Below are 19791 nucleotides of genomic sequence, written 5' to 3'. Positions count from 1 at the left end.
GGTGAAATAAGCCAATAAATCAGGGATTTGGGGGTGTTGGCCTAATTCTTCTAACCGTTGTGCTTCTTGGGCAAATAATTCTGAGGCTTTTTGTATATTGTTTGTCCCCTGCGCTTGGGGGAGAAATTGTTTAATGACACAACGGGGTTTTGAGGGTTTATGCTTATCTCTAGCGAGGAAAGTGCGGCCAAACGCGCCTTGCCCTAAAATACATTCAGCATAGTAGCGATTCTCCAACAGTAGTTGATTGCCGCATTTCTGGCAAAATGTGGAGTTATCAGGGTTGGGGTGGAGACAGTCCGGGTTAAGACATTGACGCATGAGTTGTGCAGGATAGCCTAACCGCTAGTTTAGCAGGTTTTTGGAAGGGAGAGCAGATCACGATCGCGGTCTGCGGCATAACTCAGACAAGCTAAAATATCCTCTTGGGTTAAATAAGGAAAGTCCTCTAAAATTTCCTCATAGCTCATGCCAGACGCAAGATAGGAAAGAACATCATATACTGTAATTCTCATTCCTCGAATGCAAAGTTGACCACTTCTTTTTCTTGCTTCTATGGTTAGAATATCTTGATATTGCATAGTTTTTTAAAAGTTCATCAAGTGAGTTTTAGAGAGGATAGATGATTGATTATTGAATTGATTTTAGATGGTTTATATAGTCCCGCAAAGCCTAATTAATTAAGTAGGTCAAAATAAATAAACGTCCATAAACAATCAGTTTGTTGTTGCGAGTCCAGTGCATGGCTGCGGGGCTAAAGCCCCCACTACGAACTTATGTACTGTAGTCCTTTAAGTCGTTTGGGTGAGATGGTCATAAGATTTTTATTTTCATCCCATTCAAACATTCAATGACTTGCTGCTAATAGGGTTTTTTGGACGTTGGGGGGTAAGTTAAGGGGATAAAAGCGATCGCAAGAAAACAGGTAATCTTCTCCACTTTCGTCAATAACACGAATGAATCCATGAGTTTCTGCCTGTTGATCAGAGAGGATGCGATAAAGTTTCCCCACTTCTAATGATGCCTCGTATTCTTGATTATTGAGGCAGATGGCAAAATTCGGGTTTTTTTGCTGTTCCGGAGTCATCATTCGTTCAAAAATAACTTGATCTTGAATTCCTTTTTCCCAATTCCGTGCGCTTCATACCAATGAATTTCGGCTAAATGTATCGTACCGTCTGGGAGTCTGACTTGTGCGACTCCTTTCAATTTTCTCCACTTTCCTCTACCATAGCGTTTCCGTAACCGATCGCGATCGCGGATTCCTTGTCCTGTTGCGATCGCTTCAATATCTGTAATCTCTCCAATAATTTCAAAATCCACTGACCCGACAAGGCTAGGTTGTACCCTCCAACTCTATCATACTGTAAACTCTTAACTCTCTCCTTGTCCTCCGGGTCTAGAGTGGTTCAAAACCCAAACCCCCTAATCTACTGGCTACAATAGAGGCTAGAGAATAAAACAGATTAACGACACCAGTATGACCAACGCAACGATACCCGAAAACCCTTTACTTATCGGACAAGGACTCCCTCCCTTTGAAAAAATTACTCCAGATCAGGTTGTTCCCGCAGTGGAACAACTCCTGCAAGACTTAGACCAAACTCTAACCCACCTCGAAACCTCTCTCACTCCCACTTGGTCTGGGTTGGTCGAACCTCTCACGGCAATGGAAGAACGGTTAATGTGGACGTGGGGCGTGATTGGCCATTTAATGAGTGTGAAGAATAGTCCTGAACTTCGGGAAGCCTACGAGCAGGTTGAACCAGAATTGGTTAAATTTAGTAATAAGCTCAGTCAGAGTAAACCTATTTATGAGGCATTTAGCCAACTTCGCCAGGGGAATGAATGGGATAACCTCGATGTTGGCCAACAACGCATTGTTGAAGCTGCTATTCGGGATGCGGAGTTGTCGGGAGTGGCTTTAGAAGGGGAAACTCGTGATAAGTTTAATGCGATTCAGTTAGAATTGGCGGAACTTTCTACTAAATTTTCTAATCATGTCCTCGATGCTACGAAAGCCTTTAAATTGAAGTTAACGCAACCGGACGAGGTGGATGGACTTCCCCCTAGTGCTTTGAGTTTAGCGGCGCAGACGGCACGCACAGAGGGCGCAGAGGACGCTACGGCAGAGGCGGGCCCTTGGGTGATAACGCTCGATTTTCCTAGTTATTATCCCTTTATGAAATATAGCACCCGTTCCGATCTGCGGGAGAAACTCTATCGGGCTTATGTGACTCGCGCTTCTGAGGGTGAGTACGATAATAACCCGATTATGGAACGGGTGTTAGAATTGCGCCAACAACAGGCAGATATTTTAGGGTTTCGCAACTATGCGGAGTTGAGTTTAGCGCGGAAGATGGCCCCGGATGTGCAGGCCGTGGAGAAACTCTTGGAGGAGTTACGGATGGTGAGTTATGAGGCCGCGAAACAGGAAATTGCGGAGTTACAGGAGTTTGCTGGAGTCTCGGAGTTCAATAACTGGGATGTGAGTTTTTGGGCTGAGAAACAACGGGAAGCGAAGTTTGATTTTAAAGCGGAGGAGTTGCGGCCTTACTTCCCTCTCTCCCAAGTGTTGGACGGGTTGTTTGGGTTGGCCAAGCGTATTTTTGGCGTAACTATTGCTGCTGCGGATGGGTCTGTCCCTGTGTGGCATGAGGATGTACGCTATTTTCAGATTAGCGATGAAGGTGGGGAGGCGTTGGCTTATTTTTATCTGGACCCCTATTCTCGTCCCGCAGAGAAACGGGGTGGGGCCTGGATGAATGATTGCATTGGCCGGGCTAAGATGCAGGTGGAGGGGAATACGATGACTCGTTTACCTGTTGCTTATCTTGTTTGTAACCAAACTCCTCCGGTGGATGACCAACCCAGTTTAATGACCTTTGATGAGGTGGAAACGCTGTTTCATGAGTTTGGCCACGGGTTACAGCATATGTTAACTCAGGTGGATTATCCCAGTGCCTCGGGCATTAATAATGTGGAATGGGATGCGGTGGAGTTGCCGAGTCAGTTTATGGAAAACTGGTGTTATGACCGCAAAACTTTGTTTGGGATGGCCAAGCATTACGAGACGGGTGAACCGTTGCCGGAACATTATTATCAGAAGTTGTTGGCGGCCCGGACGTATATGAGTGGGTCGGCGATGTTGCGCCAGTTACATTTTAGTTTACTGGATTTGGAGTTACATTCGCGTTATGAGCCGGAGGGTTCGGAAACGCCTCATCAAGTGCGCGATCGCATTGCTGAATCTACTACGATTCTACCGCCTTTACCGGAAGATTCTTTCTTATGTGCCTTTGGTCATATCTTCGCGGGAGGCTATGCGGCAGGATATTACAGTTATAAGTGGGCTGAGGTGTTAAGTGCTGATGCGTTTGCTGCGTTTGAGGAAGCGGGGTTAGAAAATGAGACGGCCTTAGTCACCACCGGAAAACGTTTCCGAGACACGGTATTAGCCCTAGGAGGCAGTTTACACCCCATGGAGGTGTTTAAGTCGTTCCGAGGTCGTGAACCCCAAACGGAGGCGTTATTACGCCATAGTGGGTTATTAGCGACGACGTAGGTTAATTGCAGCTACCTTTGCCTTGGGTTAAAACCCAAGGCTAATAGCTGAAACCCGTGTTTAACGGGTTATATGACATCCGCTTGATTGGTATTACCTTAATTTATTGTTAGCCCTAAAGGACTTACTACGAAATTATCAGGCTTGACCGGATTTGATCTTAATAGACTAATCGGAAAATTAAAAATTTAGCTGTTAAATTTTCAGGATGAAAGAAGCTCGCAAACGAGCTTACTACGAACGCACTAAGAAGATATGAAGGCTTATTTTTTAGGGGAGGAGGGGCAGGAGAAAGACGAAACAAGCAACTAGAAAGAATATTCCTCCCATGAGTCCTAAACTATCGCCATTGCGGACACTGGCGGCAATATAAAATAATGCGGATAAGATAAATAAACTCCAGCCAATACGTTGTAAGTTTTTGCTCATTATTTACCCATTACCAATTACCAATTACCAATTACCTATTCCGGAAACTTTCCCTGTTGTACATCTTCAACAAAGGCCGTTGTTGCTTGAGTAATTTTGTCTCGTAAATTCTCGTATCGCTTGGCAAAGGGGGGTTGTTTTTCTGTTAATCCTAGTAAGTCTGCGGTGACTAATACTTGTCCATTACAATGATGACCTGCACCAATGCCAATGGTGGGAATGTTTAATTTATCTGTAATGGTTGCGGCTAAGTCTTGGGGGATGTGTTCTAATACAATGGCGAATGCTCCTGCTTGCGCGACGGCGATCGCTTCTTGGATAATACGATTGGCCGCTTCTGGGGTTTTTCCCTGTTGTTTATAGCCTAATTGATGTACCGATTGGGGGGTTAATCCTACATGGCCCATAACGGGGATACCCAGAGAGGTTAATTTAGCAATAGTGGCGACAATTTCGGGACTCCCTCCCTCTAGTTTAACGGCTTGCGCTCCGGTTTCTTTGAGAATTCGGCCAGCAGAACGAACCGCTTGGGTGGGGCTTTCTTGGTAACTTAAAAAGGGTAAGTCTGTCACCACTAGGGCCCGTTGGACTCCTCGACAAACGGCGGCGGTGTGGTGCAACATTTCCTCTAGGGTGACGGGGAGGGTGGTATTATATCCCAAGGCTACCATGCCTAATGAGTCGCCCACGAGGAGAATATCGACTCCCGCTTGGTCCAACAATTGCGCGATCGCAAAATCCCAGGCCGTTAAAACGACAATAGGACGACCTTCTTCTTTCCAGCGACGACAGTGTTGAACAGTAACAGGCATAAGGCTTGAGAATAGATTAGGCAAGAGGAGTAGTCAGGGACTCCTGTTTGTTATCTTACAAGAGAATGCAGGGAGGATTATGAATCTCTGGGGGGAAGTGTAGTTGGTTTTCTGGGGCAGTTCGTGCCAAAGTCCCACTTTTTTCGATAAGATAATAGCGGTTTTGCTTAACTGGTTTGTTATGCCCGATCCCGGTTTACGCCAACTTGCGCATCATCTCGCTGATAGACTAGCGCGAGATGAACTCATCCAAGGCACTGTCACACGACTCCGCCAAGAATTACAATGCGATCGTGTAGTTTTATATTATTTTTATAGCCACTGGAAAGGTCAAGTCACCTTTGAATCTATCAGTTCTCCCAAGTATTCCATTTTTGGCAGTACCGGGGCGGATGATTGTTTTAATCAGGACTATGCTCAATTGTACCGAGAAGGACGCATTCGCGCCATTCCGGATGTTAGAGCAGAACCCATCCACCCTTGTCATAAAGAATTTTTAGAGGGCCTCAAAGTCCGGGCAAATTTAGCCGTTCCCATTTTAAATCATGATCTTTGGGGGTTACTCATTGCCCATGATTGCACGAGTCCCCGCAGTTGGACTACACAAGAGATTAAAACCATGCAAGATGCGGCTAATACTATTGCCTCAAGTCCGACTGTTGTTAGTTGATAATGGATAATTGATAATTTAGAGTTGGTGAACCACCAAGACACAAAGGACACAAAGAACCACAAAAATTACCTATCCCCAATGATCAAAGATTCCATTTCCTCTCCGGCTAATAACTGTTCTGCGGCATCTAACATTAAAGGGGAAATGTCTTGTAAATCTTCTCGATTATCCAAATAGGTTTTTAAGGCTTCTAAGGGATTAAGACTATTATTTACGCCTAATTCCGGTAAACGAGGCCGGGCTAATTGACTGATTAATTCGGGGCGAATGGTATAAGAATGGGCGGGTTTTAGAGCTTTTCTTAATTCTCCGGTTTCAATGACCTCTAATTGTTCCGATCGCGCAGCATATAATAACCGCACCACCGCTTCTTCAATATTTGCCTTCTCTATGGCGTTTAGAATCGCCTCTTGGGGGTGTTCGGCCTGAGAAACGTCTATTTTAATCGTACAAAAGGGACGGGCGGCTACGGGGCAAAATTGCCAGTCTGCGTTGCCTTTCTCGATCTCCACCAACACAAAGCCTTTTTCTTCTTTCTCCTCACTAAAATCAACCCGTTCAATACTCCCCGGATACACAATAGGAGGATTATTCTCAACATTGAGGTTTTGGTGTTTATGGACATGGCCCAAAGCCACATAATCGAACTCAGACCGCATTAAAAAAGACACCGGGATATTAAACCCTTTCCCCACCGCTAAAAACCGTTCTGCCCCTAAATTAGCCCGATCTGCCATTAAATGGCCTAATAAAACCGTAGGAAGATAGGGATCAAGTTGGCGGATTTCCCCTTCTAATGCAGGTTGTAATCGTTCGAGTAAAAGTTCGTTCACCGCTTCCATGGATAACCCTTCGGTTTCGGGACGGGTGAGGAGGGCCGACTTGGTGAGCCAAGGTAATGTGATAATCTGGATGTCACCGTTGGGAGTGGTAATGCGATGGGTAGCGATGCGATCGCCAACAATAAACCCTGGGACCGCTAACGTCCGGTAAATACATAAACTGGCCCCCCCTGATCCCTGGGAATGTTGATCATGATTCCCCACCAGTAAAATCGTCGGGATATTAGCATCGGCCAAACGGCGAAACTGGGCCGCAAATTGTTCTTGGACATAGGGAGGAGGAGTCGCATCCGGAAAAGCATCCCCCCCAAATAAAACCAGATCAACAGGTTCAGCTAAAGCGCGATCGATACAGTGACTCAGAGTATTCACAAAATCCTCTAACCGCGTATTAAAGCCCGTTTCCGGATTCGTGCGACCATGGGAAAAACTACTCCCCATATGAATATCCGATAGGTGTAAGATTTTAATAGCCATAGCAAAAAAGCAATTTGACAGCTTGTTGCTGGAGGTTCAGTTCTGTTAACGAACCTCCCCTGAAAACGGTATGATCACATACAGACTGAACACCAACAACGAATCAGAAATAACAAAAAATGCGTTTAATTCTTTATAGTAAGCCGGGTTGTCATCTCTGCGAAGGGTTACAGGAAAAATTAGAACAAATGGAAACCCTAGACTATATTCTTGAAGTGCGGGATATTCTCACCAATGAGGACTGGTTTAATCGCTATCAGTACCAAATCCCGGTTTTAGTCATTGATAACGACGGCCAAGAGATTCCTGTTCCGCGTCTCTCCCCTCGCGCTTCGGTAACGCAACTAGAAAAGAAATTACGCGATATACTTCCTGCTTAAATTTTCCCATAATTTGTTCTTGGTTCTTTGTTCTTGGTTCTTTGTTCCCATCTCCCCCATCTTCTCCATCTTCCCCATCTCCCGACTCCCGACTCCCGACTCCCATCTCCCCTTTGTGTCCTTTGTGTCTTTGTGGTTCAATTCCCCAACTCTCCACTCTCAACTATCAACCATCAACTAAAAACTTCTCCACGCCAGCATTAGGTTCAAGAAAAGAAAATAAATGCTTATACAATAACTTCCCTTCTTGATCTAACCAAAACTGCGCTGGAAGCGGTGCGCCTAGGGCTTGTCCGGTTTCGTAACTGCGGAACACATCACAACGGGGATTACTCAAAAACGGCATTTTTAACCCTAACTCCTTAATCACCTGTTGACTTTGCCTTGTATCGGTACTGGCAATCATCAACACTTCTATTCCCTGTTGGGTAAACCGTTCGTAATTCTCATTCAATTCTACAATATGGGGATAACACAGAGGACAATAATGCTTTTCACTAAAAATGCGAGTAAAGGCTAACAAAACCTGCTGTTTTCCCTGATAGTCCGATAAACGCACCGTGCTACGGTTTTTAATGTCCGGTAACACAAAATCCGGCGTTTTCCGTCCCACCACTAAATTACTGGTGGCTGGAATGGGGAGAAAATTATTAAAAAAGCGGGGCGTGAATAAACCGCGAACATTACTGACTGCTTGCATTGCTGACCGGACTCTTTCTCATCAACGGAAGGACGCACGGAGCGCACGTCCCTACCCTGATCATACTTAAACCGCCGAAAAATAAACTTTAGACTTTTTGGGGTCGGGAATCATCGTTTTATCCCCTTCTTGCCACCCGGCGGGACAGACTTCATCGGGATGGGCCTGGACGTATTGAATGGCTTTCAGGGTGCGTAGGGTTTCATCGACACTACGACCAAAGGAGAGATTATTAATGGTGGCGTATTGAAGAATGCCATCTTTGTCAATAATAAACAGTCCCCGTAAAGCGACTCCTGCATCGGGATCAAGCACATTATAAGCGGTGCTGATTTCTTTTTTGATATCCGACACTAAGGGATAAGCAATATCTCCGACTCCCCCTTCTTTTCGGTCTGTTTGAATCCAAGCTAGGTGGGCAAATTCACTATCAACGGAAATGCCTAAAATTTGGGTGCTGAGTTTGGTAAAATCTTCGTTGCGATCGCTGAATGCCGTAATCTCAGTCGGACACACAAAGGTAAAATCTAAGGGATAGAAGAATAAGACTACATACTGACCCCGAAAATCCGAGAGTTTGATAGTTTTAAATTCTTGGTCCACTACCGCAGTCGCGGTAAAATCCGGGGCCATCTGTCCAACTCTGAGGCAATCTTCCATAGGACGGTTCTCCTGAAAATCGTCGATGATACTACAATAATAAACTGACACGAGGGAGTCCGGGAGCGTGGCAGCCCCGGGATTTTCATCCGGGGCGGAAACGGGACTCGTGCCGCAAGAGACGGATACAACCTACACTGAGGCTAGTATCACGTCTCTATTTCAGGAGAATAATTAGTCCAAAAATAAGGAATTTTCGAGACTGACTATTCTATCAATTAACGGCGCATATTTTTGGCCATATTCCGGAACATATCCATGTCGTTGCTATACCCAGAGGGACGACGACTTGGTGTAGGTGTAGTCGGTTGACTCCCATTGCTGGAGATATTGAAAGAAGCGGTTTCTGCCACTTGTTGGGAAGGACTGGTTTGACCTGCCGTGTTTTTTTCCATTGCAGAGATTTCGTTAACCACCTCAAAACTCCCCCCATTACTGACATTTTGGGGAAAAGTGTGCTTAATGGTCAACGGTTTGCGCATATAGTCAATGTCGCCAAAAGTTTTGGCTTGGTCTGCGTCGAGGAAATACGCGCCCTTCTTGTCGGTGGTTTCGTTTTCCTGTTTTTTGCGTCCAAAGAGTCCAAATAGTCCAGCCATGATTAGATTAATGTTTCACTAAGATATGTTTCATTATGTTAATAATATTAGCAAAAATTATTAACACAATGAAAATTTTTTCAGATTCCGGGCAACTCAGAGCTTCACAAAATCGCGTCAGTTTGCTGTAATGCTTGTAAATCGAGGCTTTCCAGTTTATGAGAGGCATTTGGCACTAAAGTATCCCCTTGTAAAGCCCCTAAATTAGCGGCGGGGGCAATATAGTAGAGCGTATCGGCAGAAAAGCGTTGTCGTAGCTTCTCCACACTGCGCAACTGACGCAACCAGTGAAAGGTTTTTGGCCGTCGCAGAGGGGCAACCCCATCGGGGCCCGTGGGTAAGAGATGACGGCCTGTAAAGAGAATTCCCCCGTGGGATTGATGATAAATACAACTTGATCCTGGAGAATAACCCGGAGTCCATACTGCGGAAGTAGTGAGAGAGAGGGAAAATTCTTCTGAAAACGCCGTTACAGGTAGATTAGGCAATAAATAGGCTTCCTGTTCCTGCACCAACAGAGAACAGTTCAAAAGCTCTTGAATCTGCGCTATATTGGCCGTTAGCGCGTCTCGATGGGTAAAGACCCACCATTTCACCCCCCCATGACTCTTTAAGAATTGGTGAATTTCCGTATCCCAGGGGGGAGAATCGATCAGGATATTCCCAGTATTTTCTACAATAAAATAAGCCGTCCCTCCTAAAGTCTCTCGATTGGGAGGAAAAGCAAAAATCCCAGCCAAAACAGAACGTGGTGGTTTGGGAGGTATGTGGTCTGGTGAAGTCATCGTGCTTTTACAGGGAAGTGATGGTGAAATCTTCAATAGTGGGATGAAACCGAATTAAAGTTGTACAGATATTAAAGCCCCTGTCCTTTATGCGAGGGACTCTCAACGACAGTATCATGTTTGTAGAGCAAGAAACACTAGAGGTCAAGGCATCTTCGGCCTGTAGGGTTATGCCAATCCGGTGGCCAGCGTGTGACGGGAATGAGTTAAACCAATGGAAATGATCGAAATTCTGCTGTTAATTTTTCTGGGTCTGATCAGTTATCTGATTGTCAAACAGAGTGTGGCCAAAATCACCACCACCCCGGTTTGGCTGCTGTGGCTGGTTTTAATGACCCCACCCTTCTTTTTAACCCTTTGGATGGCCATTATGGGAGAAGACCAACCCCTCCCCCTCGCTATTCTCTTAATTCCCTTTGTGATTTGCCCCATATTATACTGGTGGCTAATCCAGCGAGGCCGGAAAACGCCACCGCCCAAAGCCGAAAAATCGCCCCAAGCGGCCAACCTGCTGACTAAAACCACCGACCCTCCCCCACAGGATACCCCGTCTCTGATCACCCCCGACGAGGAGAAACGGTTGCGAAATTGTTTCCCCTGGGGGGTGTATTATCTCCAGAAAGTCGATCATCGTCCCCAAGCGGTGTTATGTCGAGGCCGCTTAAAATCGAATCCCGAAGATGCCTATAAAACCATTCGAGAGAATGTAGAATCGAAATTCGGCGATCGCTTCCTGCTCATCTTCCAACAAGGGGCCTCGAAACATCCCTTTTTTGCCCTCGTTCCCAACCCTTGGACCCAAAGCAAAGAACGGCCCGACCAAGACCCCCTGAAACGCCCTCTCTTAGCCCTCGCCCTCTTAGTAATTACCTTATTCACCACTACCGTTGTCGGGGTGGACTTTGCCGGGTTTGAGGTCGAACAACTCCAAGACAACGCCACCCTCCTCCAACAAGGACTCCCCTACAGTTTATCCCTCCTCGCCATTCTCGGCCTCCACGAATCCAGTCACTACCTCGCCGCCGTGGCCTATCGCATTCGCACCACCCTGCCCTACTTTATCCCCATGCCCGTCTTTTTAGGGACATTCGGGGCATTTATTCAAATGCGGTCCCCCATCCCCAACCGCAAGGCTTTATTTGATGTAGCCATTGCGGGGCCGTTGGGCGGGTTTATCGTTACTCTACCCTTATTAATTTGGGGACTCTCCCTCTCAGAAGTCGTCCCCATTACCGAAACCTCCAGTTTACTGAACTTTGAATCCTTTGATCCTCGCTTTTCCCTGTTAATGGCGGTTTTAAGTAAATGGACATTAGGGGAAGACCTCACCGCAGGAATGGCCATTAATTTACATCCCATGGCCATTGCGGCCTATTTAGGGATTATTGTCACGGCCTTAAACTTAATGCCTGTAGGCCAATTGGATGGCGGTCATATTGTTCATGCCATGTATGGCCAACGCACCGCGATGATCATTGGTCAGGTGTCCCGTTTATTAATGTTGCTCTTTGCTTTTGTGCGGCCAGAGTTTATTATTTGGGCAATTATTTTGTTATTCATGTCCAATACTGACGAACCGGCCTTAAACGATGTCACTGAATTAGACAACAAACGAGATTTCTTGGGATTAATGGCCTTAACGCTGTTAGTGGTGATTCTCTTACCCTTACCCGAAACCCTGTTAAATGTTCTGAATCTTTAGGTTTGTTGTTGGTGGTGGGTTGTTGATTCTTTGTGGTTCTCTATCTTCCCTTTGTGTCCTTTGTGTCTTTGTGGTTCAATTCCCCAACTATCAACTATCAACTATCAACTCCCTACCGTGACGGAAAAATATTTGTAAAGCAAGTATGACCCACCTTACCCCCGATCAACGAAATTATTATTATTTGCTCGAAGCAGATCGAGCCGGGATTCATAAACCCATTTTAGCTGCCCTGTATCGGGTTCACCAATTCCCGGATTTAGCGGATGGGGAAAAAGGTTTGGGGATTTTGCCGACTCCACAAGTGCCGGAGATTCAATTAAATAGCTTTCCAAAACAGGTGCAATATGCGGCCAATGTCGTCAGAGCGCAAACTAACGCCTTAGAAAAACAGGGATGGCAAGGGACTGATATTTGGAATAGTGGAGAGGGACGGTACAGCGATCGCTTCTTAGCCATTTTAGCCGATGGCTACACCCCCAACAAAAGCGACACCGACACCGCCAAACTACAACCCAGTGATCCCGAACAACTGCGCGTTGCCTATCTCAACGATATCGCCACCGAATACGAAGGGACCTATCTCCCCCAAAACTTAGCCGACTTAGACCAACAACTCTTAGCCCTCGTAGAACGTATCCCCGATTATTATATGGGCTTAACCCATCAACGGGATGCCCTCCTCGAAGCGGTGCGATTATGGCGGAAACTAGATACCGTAGATGAGGCCCTAGTCTCCATCGCCAACGATGCCCAAATCCCCGTCAGTCGCCTCGATGACACTGAATTAGATATTGCCCTCTCAAAATTCATCCAGCGTATTTCCCCCAATTATGGCGGCTATCCCCATCAACGGGAAGCTCTGTTACGCTTAACCCAATTGTGGCGACAATTGCCGTCACGGGAGGCTGCGATCGCATCCTTAGAAAAAAGCAGCAACCCCAACCCCGGCCTAGACATCTTCGATCCCGCCTTAATCGCCTTCGTCCAGCGTATCCCCGACTATTACGAAGGCACAGGACTCCAACGAAACGCCCTAACCGAAGGATTCCGCATTTGGAGACAACTAGACTCTAGAAGTACCGCCGTTGCCGCCCTAGGCATTGATCCCAATAGTCTCACCGCCAACCCCGCCAACCCCGAAACCCTCAAACGCCTAGCCGCCCAACTGGATCGAGAATTATTAAACTTTATCCGACGAGTCCCCAGAGCCTACCAAGAAACCCACCAACAACGAGAAGCCCTAATCCGTCTAGTACAACTGTGGCGCGGCCTACGAACCAGAGCGCAAACCCTAGACTCCCTCAAAGAAGACTTAAAACGCCTCGAACAACAGCGCAACCCCGAACCCCCAGTGGTAGTAACCCCCAAACGGCCCGATCGCTGGACTCCCAATAATATTCAAATTTCCGCCTCCATTATCCCCAATGGGAACTTTACCTGGGCCGAAGCCACCAAAGGCGGCACAAGAATGCCCCCAGATCAAGCCACCGTTGACGCAATCGTCCGAATTGCCCAACTCGCCCAACAAGCCAGAGATCAGATGAGTCGCCCCTTCATCGTCACCAGTTGGTATAGGCCCCCCCATATTAACCGGGCCGTCGGAGGGGCCAAATATAGCCGTCACATTGTCGGAGATGCCATTGATTTCGTCTGTGAAGGACTCTCCGGAAACCAACTCTATTGGACTTTACACCCCTGGTGGCCAGGAGGACTAGGCCGTTATACCAAATACCCCAACCTCTGCCATATTGATGCCAGAGGACATCGTTCCCGGTGGAGTTATTAATATTTGTTGGTTATTTGTGGTTTACCAACTATCAACTATCCAATGGGCCGCAGCCTTTCCAGAGTGAATCGCATCCTCTATTCCACCACCTAAACACCAATCCCCACAACACACCAACGGTAAAGGATCAGTAATACTCACACAAGGACGAGATAAAGGAGTTTCGGTGCGAGCATATCGCCACCGATGGCCTTGACTCCAGAGGGGGGTAGCAAACTCCGGTTGTCCTAACACCTTGGCTGCATGGGCCACCAATGCCTCAGCCACTGGAGTGAGATCAGGAGTATCTAGATACGACTCGGCAAACTGGGGAGTGCTATGAAAGACAAACACCCCATTATGAGGGGAAGGCCGTTTCTGACTATCGTGAATAATTTGGGAGAGGTGGACATCTTGGGTTAAGGTTTGCATGGGCCAAGGGATATATTCCCGCAGTCGGGGGGGATAACCGGCCATTACAGTAATACAAGGATTAAAGCGCACCGTAGCCAGTTGTTGGTGCAGAGCATACAATTCTGAATATTGCGAAGTTAAGGGGATCAGGAGGGGTAAAATTTGGGGCGCAGGGAAGGCTAAAATGAGAGCATGACAGGTGAGGGTTTGCTCATTGCTCCCGGTTAATTGCCAATAGGTCTCTGATGGACTGAGGGTTAACTGTTCGAGACGACAGTTTCGCACAATGTTTAATCCTTGGGCGAGTTGTTTGGCCATGGTATTCATGCCCTCTGGCACAATATATCGTTGAGGCTGTTCGGTCCACAAGGACAAACCCAAACTCTCCTTACACTGAGGGATGAAGGAGTGTAAGGCTTCTCCCTGAACCTCCAAATAGGGCAACCCATGATCCACACAAGTCCCCTGTAAGCGACGAGTGGCGACTCTCCCCCCAATTCCCCGTGACTTGTCCAACAGAATTATTGATTGTCCTGTCGCTTGGAGTTCTGTGGCACAAATTAATCCAGCAATGCCTGCTCCAACAATAGCGACATCATAATGGGTTTCGGTCATGGGGTCTTGAATTGCAATGCGATAGATAGGGGGTTATAGTGGCAAACTCTTGCGTTATGGGGGTAGATCATCGCTCTGGCGAGCAGATGCAAAAGACGACCCTTTCCGCTACACAAGAGAGGGGATTGATGAGAAAAACTCTCAAATTTTATAAAATTTTAACAAAATTATGGTTTTTGTAAAGAAATATTGCTTAAACCCCCATTATGGGAGAGTTTAAGAGGACTTATAGGTTAAAACAGTGGGCAGCATACCCAAGACGGCGAAACTTTGGGAAGAAATGCAATGTCTAATGATCCAGAAATTGAAAAACTCTATCAAAGAATAGTAACAAGGGAAAACCGGATGACTCAACTAGAGAGGAGATTGCAGACTGTGTACTGGTTTGAGCATCCACAACCTTGGACTATAGACACAGGGGACTATTTTGTACAACCTGGGACGGCCAATGAGTCATCTGAAGTAGGTGGCCAGGGGTTTCACCGTCATCAAAACCCAGATCATCCCCGATGGGATCACCGAAACCGATAAAATTGTAAGGTGGGTGAATTGCTCACCTTAACTTTTTCAAAATCGGGGAATGGTGGATTATTTCGCTACAGTGGCACGGGGGTTAGAGAGTCTCGCGGCCCAAGAATTAAAAGCATTCGGTGCGGAAGCGGTGACGGAGACGTTTACGGGGGTTCATTTTTCGGGCGATCGCACGTTACTCTACAAAGTGAATCTCTGGACAAGGCTTATTTTTCGAGTCTTAGTGCCAATAGCAGAGTTTCCCTGTAACAATGCCCAACAGTTGTATCGAGAGGTGCAAAACCTAGATTGGCGGGACTATCTCTCCCCCGATGACACTTTAGCAGTTCACTGCACCGGGAAAAATCGGCAGTTAAATCACAGTCACTATACAGCCTTACAGGTCAAAAATGCCATTACCGATCAACAACGACAACAAACCGGAAAACGCTCTAGTGTTGACCGAGACTCCCCTGATCTCTCCCTCAATTTACATATTCAGGGCCAAACGGCAGTTCTCAGTTTAGATAGTTCCGGAGACAGTTTACACCGTCGGGGATATCGTCCGGCCATGGGGGTGGCCCCCCTCAAAGAAACCCTGGCTGCTGCATTAATTGATCTCAGCGAATGGCATCCCGAAACCCCCTTTTTAGACCCCTTGTGCGGTTCAGGAACACTTCCTATCGAAGCTACCTTAAAAGCTCTCAATATCGCCCCTGGACTGCTACGAGGGGAGTTTGCCTTTGAGCGATGGCGGGATTTTGACCCCCAATTATGGGAGGAGTTAAAAGCAGAGGCCGAGGCCCAACAGCACACTCAACTCCCTGCACCCATTTGGGGATGTGAGCAGAATGCCGACATCCTCCAACAAGCCCAAACCAATTCACAAAACTGCGGCATTGTCAAGGAAATTCACTGGCAAAAACAAGACTTGTCCCAACTGTATCCCCCTTGCGAGTCGGGGATAATTCTCTGTAACCCTCCCTACGGGAAGCGAGTGGGAGACGAAAAAGAACTGGCCTCGTTTTATAAGTTAATGGGAGATGTCTTAAAACAGCGTTTTACGGGGTGGACAGCGTATATTTTAATGGGCAATAAGTCTTTGGCCAAAAATATCGGCTTAAAAACCTCAGCCCGAATCCCCGTTTATAATGGCTCAATTCCTTGTATTTTGTCTAAGTATGAATTGTATTAAGCATGAATTGTATTAGGGAGCGAGATCAAGCCTAAAAAATTAAAAGACCCGGGTTCTACGCCAATTGTAAGCATCCCGTATTGCTGCTACCTTCCGGTCCTGACAAGATTTGGGCGTTACAATCGCATAGACCCGAGTCGTTTATTAGTATAACACACTTTGGCGGATTTAACTGTCCGCACTGTCTTTTTCTTCGCTGGCACTATCCGTTGGTTGTTGTTCCTCTTGCTCTTGAGGCTTGGTTTTCTCTAATAAACGTTGCTGACGTTGTTTGCGGTCAGAGCTTAATACATCCTCTAACACGCTCTTGGCCTGCTCCATTTTTTCTAGATTTTCTTGATATAAGGCCAAGTCCTGCTTCATTTTCTCCACAGGTAACTTGAGACTCTCGCCAATGGTTTGTAACGTCGAATTACGCTGTTCTTCATTGTTTACGAGGTCTGGGTCTGCCCCTTCTAACAGCGTGTATAAGCCGATGGCAAATAGACGACTGTATTTAAAATTGGGATTAAATGCGATCGCTTTAAAACAATCATAAAGCATCTGTCCCCCATCAACCGACCCCAGAGCCGTATTCCAAGACACCAACTGGTCCACGGATAAACGCTCCGCTAACCCCTTGAGTTGCTCTGCATCATGACGATATTGCCCTGGGTCTCCCTCCACAGACCGACACAAGGCATTAAAAATAGATTCCTTATCTTGTTCCGGTTTATACCCCAGCATGAAGCGGTCAAAGGAGGTTACAACCCCTAGCGCGTACACCGGATCATAATTAAAATTCACATTGACGGAGAGAAGGTGCATCTCCACCATCAACTCCTCCACCACTCGACGATAAATGGAGTTGATCGGGCGAGTGTGATGGGTGTAAAAATTCCGTTTAGTGTCTGAGACTGTGCGAACGTTATCCACAAAACCCAAGTTTATTTCGATGGTACAGCTATCCCATTCTCTCATACCATCTCAGGTTTTGTCGGTGTAATCTTGAGAAGACCCAACAAAAAAATCTGATTGATGTCTCTTTCCCCGGAACTACTCACCCTTGGTCAATACTTCGCTGGAGAATTCACGAACCAACAACAGGCCCTTGCAGACCCCGCTTGGTACGTCAACCTCTGTTTATGGCATAGACCCGTCCCCCTCTTTACCCACGATAGCCTCACTTTCTACGCTGAACAGGCCAACGTCCACAAACGACACCAACCCTATCGGCCTCGTCTGCTGCGTTTACGACAAACCCAAAGCACTCCCCTCTCCCTCCAAGTGGAATATTACCAATTTCACGACATCGACTGGGTAAAAGGGGCTGGCCAAAATCCGGATATTCTGACTCAACTCACCCCCGAAAACGTCAAACCTCTCTCTGGATGTACCCTCCCCCTCGAAGTCCGCAGCACGGAAAGCGGAGAACTCAGCTTTCACACGCTGAACCCCACCCGTCAACCCTGTTCCTTCAACTACCAAGGGAACGAGTACCAAGTCTTCTTAGGCTTTGTAGCGACCGCCCAAAACTTACAAGTCTATGATAAAGGAATTAATCCCCAAACAGGCCAAGCCCTTTGGGGTGCATTAATGGGGCCCTATCGCTTTAGCAAAACTCAAGATTTCACGGCAGATTTGCCGATCTCATAATTCCTCAAAAACCATGAGAGGGGATGCACCGAACGGCATCCAATGAGTCAACATCCTCCCTCGCGCTCCGCGAGGGCCTTCTCTCACAAGAAGATAAAAACAATTGGCCTATCTTGCCAGAATAGGCTGATCTCACCGATCTTCTATCCTGATCTTGAGAGCAAATTTCCCCGGTTTAAGTCGTCACATTTCTGGGGGTCCCCTCTAAGGCTTCTTCCTCAGTTTCAAAAATCTCAAAAACAGAATCCATCATTGTCACTTCAAAAACCAACTTGGCCTCTGGGTGAACATTACAAATGCGGAAACTCCCATTCACTTTATCTGCATCTCGCATTCCAGCCACCAAGGAGGTTAAACCAGAACTATCAATAAAGTTCACCTGACTGAGGTTCACGACTACGTGAGGACTCAGCTTAGAAATACATTCCTGTAACTTTAAGCGAAACTGCCAGGCGGTGGTGATGTCTAAGCGACCGCTAGGTGCTAAGACGATGACAGTTGTGTCATCTTGGGTTGTGTGTGTCTTTTGTTCGATGTGAATCACGCGTCAAATCGCCTCAAAAACTCAAGCAGTGTCTCTTGTTAATTGCCAATGCCCCGTAGAGCAACCTTAATGAACTTCTCCCCTTGCTTTCGCTAGGGAGTTTTTCACTAGCTTACCATCAAGAACCAATTATCGCAGCAAACCGCCAGTCATTCTTGAAGGGCAAGCTGTTTTTTTGTATCGAGAACACCCTAGTTAACTTTGATGGGGAAGGTATTCTACTTCCCCATTCTTCTCTATTTTTATCCAATCGGCGACCCTGCCGCCCAATCCTGGGGTTTCAGGTACACCTCATACAGTTGAGATTCGGGGGTATTGGGTTCTGGATGGTAATTATACTCCCAACGCACCAACGGCGGGAGAGACATCAAAATCGACTCGGTGCGTCCATTGGTTTGTAGGCCAAAAATTGTCCCTCGGTCATACACCAAGTTAAATTCTACATAACGACCGCGACGGTACAGTTGGAAATTCCGTTCCCGTTCCCCGTAGTCCAGATTCCGACGTTTTTCCACAATGGGTCCATAGGCCGGGATAAAGGCATTCCCACAGTCTTGGACTAAGGCAAATAACTGCTCCCAGTTGCGGGTTTCGGTGATGTTGAGGTGTTGACTGTAGATGGCCGCTTCGGACTCTGAATGGGGGCCGCGATAAAGAGGAGGGAGTCCATCTTGATAGTCTAAGAAAATTCCCCCAATGCCGCGACATTCTTGACGGTGTTTCAAATAGAAATATTCATCACACCAGCGTTTAAAGACGGGATAGTATTGGGGATGATGGCGATCGCAGGCTTCTTTTAAGGTCCGATGAAAATGCACGGCATCTTCGGCAAAGGGATAATAAGGGGTTAAATCTGCTCCCCCTCCAAACCACCAAACCGGGCCCGCTTCAAAATAGCGATAATTTAAATGAACTGTCGGCACATAGGGATTACGCGGATGTAACACCATAGAAGTCCCCGTAGCATAAAACCCATGGCCTTCCGCTTCAGGACGTTGTTTGAGAATAGAAGGGGGCAACTGTTCCCCCCAAACCTCAGAAAAATTCACTCCCCCTTGCTCAAACACACCTCCTTCTCGTATCACCCGTGAACGGCCACCGCCTCCAGTTTCTCGCGTCCAGCTATCCTCATGAAAGGTGGATACGCCGTCGAGTTTCTCCAATTCCGCACAAATATTATCTTGTAGCGTTTTCATCAAGGTACTCACCCGACTCTGAGAGTCTTGGGGAGGACTACTAGGAAGAGACGATGGGGCAGAAGCGGCTGTCATAATTGTCCTTTATATTCCTTTATTCTCAACAGGTCATATACATTGGATTTTTGATTGTGCCACACTCTCTTGGCCAAGGTACAAATCTATATACAATTCGCAATATTGGGTTGGGTAATGGGCATTGGTGACAAGTTAAGGTGAGACATCCTATTGTCAAGAGAGATGGGGAAGATGGGGAAGATGGGGAAGATGGGGAAGATGGGGAAGATGGG

23 protein-coding genes and 1 other RNA gene are annotated in these 19791 nt (G+C 46.8%); 8 read left to right on the top strand and 16 right to left on the bottom strand.

Translation table 11 applies throughout. From position 1 onward, the window contains the following. The 4 genes from PN462_RS17605 to PN462_RS17590 all read right to left on the bottom strand — a co-directional run. A partial coding sequence (locus PN462_RS17605) for a 4-Cys prefix domain-containing protein (RefSeq protein ID WP_334310473.1) occupies positions 1–321 on the bottom strand: 321 nt, incomplete at its 3' end. Between the two features lie 29 nt (positions 322–350). Next, on the bottom strand, positions 351–581 hold the full coding sequence (locus tag PN462_RS17600; protein WP_272130129.1) for a DUF433 domain-containing protein: 231 nt from the start codon (positions 579–581) through the stop codon (positions 351–353). Positions 582–847: 266 nt separating this feature from the next. Then, positions 848–1087 carry a hypothetical protein gene (locus PN462_RS17595; protein ID WP_443029208.1) on the bottom strand — a complete coding sequence of 80 codons (240 nt, stop codon included), beginning with the start codon at positions 1085–1087 and terminating at the stop codon, positions 848–850. Further along, positions 1087–1323 (bottom strand): hypothetical protein, encoded by a 237-nt coding sequence (locus PN462_RS17590; protein WP_272130127.1) that lies wholly within the window; start codon positions 1321–1323, stop codon positions 1087–1089. The genes PN462_RS17595 and PN462_RS17590 overlap by 1 nt, the downstream gene beginning before the upstream one ends. 157 nt (positions 1324–1480) lie before the next feature. Here PN462_RS17590 and PN462_RS17585 point away from each other — a divergent pair, with 157 nt between their 5' ends. Beyond that, the gene (locus PN462_RS17585) at positions 1481–3565 is read left to right on the top strand and encodes a M3 family metallopeptidase (RefSeq protein ID WP_272130126.1); all 2085 of its coding nucleotides are present in this window, start codon (positions 1481–1483) and stop codon (positions 3563–3565) included. Between the two features lie 270 nt (positions 3566–3835). On the opposite strand, the gene PN462_RS17580 is transcribed toward PN462_RS17585, so the two are convergent. Beyond that, a complete protein-coding gene (locus tag PN462_RS17580) occupies positions 3836–3994 on the bottom strand; it encodes a hypothetical protein (protein WP_272130125.1) in 159 nt (52 codons plus the stop codon). Positions 3995–4029: 35 nt separating this feature from the next. Continuing rightward, positions 4030–4806 (bottom strand): 3-methyl-2-oxobutanoate hydroxymethyltransferase, encoded by a 777-nt coding sequence (panB, locus tag PN462_RS17575; RefSeq protein ID WP_272130124.1) that lies wholly within the window; start codon positions 4804–4806, stop codon positions 4030–4032. A gap of 181 nt (positions 4807–4987) precedes the next feature. Between panB and PN462_RS17570 the strand changes: the two genes are divergently transcribed. Continuing rightward, positions 4988–5476 carry a GAF domain-containing protein gene (locus PN462_RS17570; RefSeq protein WP_272130123.1) on the top strand — a complete coding sequence of 163 codons (489 nt, stop codon included), beginning with the start codon at positions 4988–4990 and terminating at the stop codon, positions 5474–5476. Between the two features lie 68 nt (positions 5477–5544). On the opposite strand, the gene sbcD is transcribed toward PN462_RS17570, so the two are convergent. Beyond that, positions 5545–6798, bottom strand: coding sequence for an exonuclease subunit SbcD (gene sbcD / locus PN462_RS17565; RefSeq protein ID WP_272130122.1), 1254 nt, complete (start codon positions 6796–6798; stop codon positions 5545–5547). Positions 6799–6917: 119 nt separating this feature from the next. On the opposite strand from sbcD, the gene PN462_RS17560 reads away from it, so the two are divergent. After that, entirely contained in the window at positions 6918–7178 is a 261-nt protein-coding gene (locus tag PN462_RS17560) for a glutaredoxin family protein (protein ID WP_272130121.1), read from the top strand. Between the two features lie 166 nt (positions 7179–7344). Here the strand turns inward: PN462_RS17560 and PN462_RS17555 are convergent, their stop codons facing one another. The 4 genes from PN462_RS17555 to PN462_RS17540 all read right to left on the bottom strand — a co-directional run bounded on the left by PN462_RS17555 (position 7345) and on the right by PN462_RS17540 (position 9922). Continuing rightward, positions 7345–7878, bottom strand: a complete 534-nt coding sequence (locus PN462_RS17555) for a peroxiredoxin family protein (RefSeq protein WP_272130120.1) — start codon at positions 7876–7878, stop codon at positions 7345–7347. 66 nt (positions 7879–7944) lie between these two features. Then, on the bottom strand, positions 7945–8538 hold the full coding sequence (locus tag PN462_RS17550) for a peroxiredoxin (protein WP_272130119.1): 594 nt from the start codon (positions 8536–8538) through the stop codon (positions 7945–7947). 218 nt (positions 8539–8756) lie between these two features. Then, positions 8757–9137, bottom strand: a complete 381-nt coding sequence (locus PN462_RS17545; RefSeq protein ID WP_272130118.1) for a hypothetical protein — start codon at positions 9135–9137, stop codon at positions 8757–8759. Between the two features lie 104 nt (positions 9138–9241). Then, the gene (locus tag PN462_RS17540; RefSeq protein ID WP_272130117.1) at positions 9242–9922 is read right to left on the bottom strand and encodes a hypothetical protein; all 681 of its coding nucleotides are present in this window, start codon (positions 9920–9922) and stop codon (positions 9242–9244) included. A 214-nt stretch (positions 9923–10136) separates the two neighbouring features. Between PN462_RS17540 and PN462_RS17535 the strand changes: the two genes are divergently transcribed. Together PN462_RS17535 and PN462_RS17530 are read left to right on the top strand one after the other, a co-directional pair. Continuing rightward, positions 10137–11624 (top strand): site-2 protease family protein, encoded by a 1488-nt coding sequence (locus tag PN462_RS17535; protein ID WP_443029207.1) that lies wholly within the window; start codon positions 10137–10139, stop codon positions 11622–11624. Between the two features lie 145 nt (positions 11625–11769). Beyond that, positions 11770–13413: a D-Ala-D-Ala carboxypeptidase family metallohydrolase gene (locus PN462_RS17530; RefSeq protein ID WP_272130115.1), complete on the top strand. Its 1644-nt coding sequence runs from the start codon at positions 11770–11772 to the stop codon at positions 13411–13413. Between the two features lie 21 nt (positions 13414–13434). Here PN462_RS17530 and PN462_RS17525 read toward each other — a convergent pair whose 3' ends face one another. Beyond that, entirely contained in the window at positions 13435–14421 is a 987-nt protein-coding gene (locus tag PN462_RS17525; protein ID WP_272130114.1) for an NAD(P)/FAD-dependent oxidoreductase, read from the bottom strand. Positions 14422–14706: 285 nt separating this feature from the next. Between PN462_RS17525 and PN462_RS17520 the strand changes: the two genes are divergently transcribed. Next, positions 14707–14952: a hypothetical protein gene (locus PN462_RS17520; RefSeq protein ID WP_272130113.1), complete on the top strand. Its 246-nt coding sequence runs from the start codon at positions 14707–14709 to the stop codon at positions 14950–14952. Between the two features lie 49 nt (positions 14953–15001). Next, positions 15002–16126 (top strand): THUMP domain-containing class I SAM-dependent RNA methyltransferase, encoded by a 1125-nt coding sequence (locus PN462_RS17515; protein WP_272130112.1) that lies wholly within the window; start codon positions 15002–15004, stop codon positions 16124–16126. A gap of 42 nt (positions 16127–16168) precedes the next feature. Here the strand turns inward: PN462_RS17515 and ffs are convergent. Beyond that, an RNA gene (gene ffs / locus PN462_RS17510) (signal recognition particle sRNA small type) lies at positions 16169–16265 on the bottom strand. Between the two features lie 29 nt (positions 16266–16294). Beyond that, on the bottom strand, positions 16295–17041 hold the full coding sequence (gene psb29, locus PN462_RS17505) for a photosystem II biogenesis protein Psp29 (protein WP_272130111.1): 747 nt from the start codon (positions 17039–17041) through the stop codon (positions 16295–16297). 102 nt (positions 17042–17143) lie between these two features. Between psb29 and PN462_RS17500 the strand changes: the two genes are divergently transcribed. Then, positions 17144–17761 carry a chromophore lyase CpcT/CpeT gene (locus tag PN462_RS17500; RefSeq protein WP_272130110.1) on the top strand — a complete coding sequence of 206 codons (618 nt, stop codon included), beginning with the start codon at positions 17144–17146 and terminating at the stop codon, positions 17759–17761. Between the two features lie 175 nt (positions 17762–17936). Here PN462_RS17500 and PN462_RS17495 read toward each other — a convergent pair whose 3' ends face one another. Then, positions 17937–18305, bottom strand: coding sequence for an STAS domain-containing protein (locus PN462_RS17495; protein ID WP_272130109.1), 369 nt, complete (start codon positions 18303–18305; stop codon positions 17937–17939). Positions 18306–18547: 242 nt separating this feature from the next. Beyond that, positions 18548–19576 (bottom strand): oxygen-dependent coproporphyrinogen oxidase, encoded by a 1029-nt coding sequence (hemF, locus tag PN462_RS17490; RefSeq protein WP_272130108.1) that lies wholly within the window; start codon positions 19574–19576, stop codon positions 18548–18550. Between the last annotated feature and the right edge of the window lie 215 nt (positions 19577–19791).

The sequence above is a fragment of the Spirulina sp. CS-785/01 genome (assembly GCF_028330525.1).
Classification (GTDB): Bacteria; Cyanobacteriota; Cyanobacteriia; order Cyanobacteriales; family Spirulinaceae; genus JAQMSD01.
This window is presented reverse-complemented; position numbering and strand designations above follow the sequence as displayed.

Coding starts and splice junctions, on each gene's coding strand:
- PN462_RS17600 (WP_272130129.1), bottom strand. CDS start 581: ATGCAATATCAAGATATTCTAACCATAGAAGCAAGAAAAAGAAGTGGT.
- PN462_RS17595 (WP_443029208.1), bottom strand. CDS start 1,087: ATGACTCCGGAACAGCAAAAAAACCCGAATTTTGCCATCTGCCTCAAT.
- PN462_RS17585 (WP_272130126.1), top strand. CDS start 1,481: ATGACCAACGCAACGATACCCGAAAACCCTTTACTTATCGGACAAGGA.
- PN462_RS17580 (WP_272130125.1), bottom strand. CDS start 3,994: ATGAGCAAAAACTTACAACGTATTGGCTGGAGTTTATTTATCTTATCC.
- panB (WP_272130124.1), bottom strand. CDS start 4,806: ATGCCTGTTACTGTTCAACACTGTCGTCGCTGGAAAGAAGAAGGTCGT.
- PN462_RS17570 (WP_272130123.1), top strand. CDS start 4,988: ATGCCCGATCCCGGTTTACGCCAACTTGCGCATCATCTCGCTGATAGA.
- sbcD (WP_272130122.1), bottom strand. CDS start 6,798: ATGGCTATTAAAATCTTACACCTATCGGATATTCATATGGGGAGTAGT.
- PN462_RS17560 (WP_272130121.1), top strand. CDS start 6,918: ATGCGTTTAATTCTTTATAGTAAGCCGGGTTGTCATCTCTGCGAAGGG.
- PN462_RS17555 (WP_272130120.1), bottom strand. CDS start 7,878: ATGCAAGCAGTCAGTAATGTTCGCGGTTTATTCACGCCCCGCTTTTTT.
- PN462_RS17550 (WP_272130119.1), bottom strand. CDS start 8,538: ATGGAAGATTGCCTCAGAGTTGGACAGATGGCCCCGGATTTTACCGCG.
- PN462_RS17545 (WP_272130118.1), bottom strand. CDS start 9,137: ATGGCTGGACTATTTGGACTCTTTGGACGCAAAAAACAGGAAAACGAA.
- PN462_RS17540 (WP_272130117.1), bottom strand. CDS start 9,922: ATGACTTCACCAGACCACATACCTCCCAAACCACCACGTTCTGTTTTG.
- PN462_RS17535 (WP_443029207.1), top strand. CDS start 10,137: ATGGAAATGATCGAAATTCTGCTGTTAATTTTTCTGGGTCTGATCAGT.
- PN462_RS17530 (WP_272130115.1), top strand. CDS start 11,770: ATGACCCACCTTACCCCCGATCAACGAAATTATTATTATTTGCTCGAA.
- PN462_RS17525 (WP_272130114.1), bottom strand. CDS start 14,421: ATGACCGAAACCCATTATGATGTCGCTATTGTTGGAGCAGGCATTGCT.
- PN462_RS17520 (WP_272130113.1), top strand. CDS start 14,707: ATGTCTAATGATCCAGAAATTGAAAAACTCTATCAAAGAATAGTAACA.
- PN462_RS17515 (WP_272130112.1), top strand. CDS start 15,002: ATGGTGGATTATTTCGCTACAGTGGCACGGGGGTTAGAGAGTCTCGCG.
- PN462_RS17500 (WP_272130110.1), top strand. CDS start 17,144: ATGTCTCTTTCCCCGGAACTACTCACCCTTGGTCAATACTTCGCTGGA.
- hemF (WP_272130108.1), bottom strand. CDS start 19,576: ATGACAGCCGCTTCTGCCCCATCGTCTCTTCCTAGTAGTCCTCCCCAA.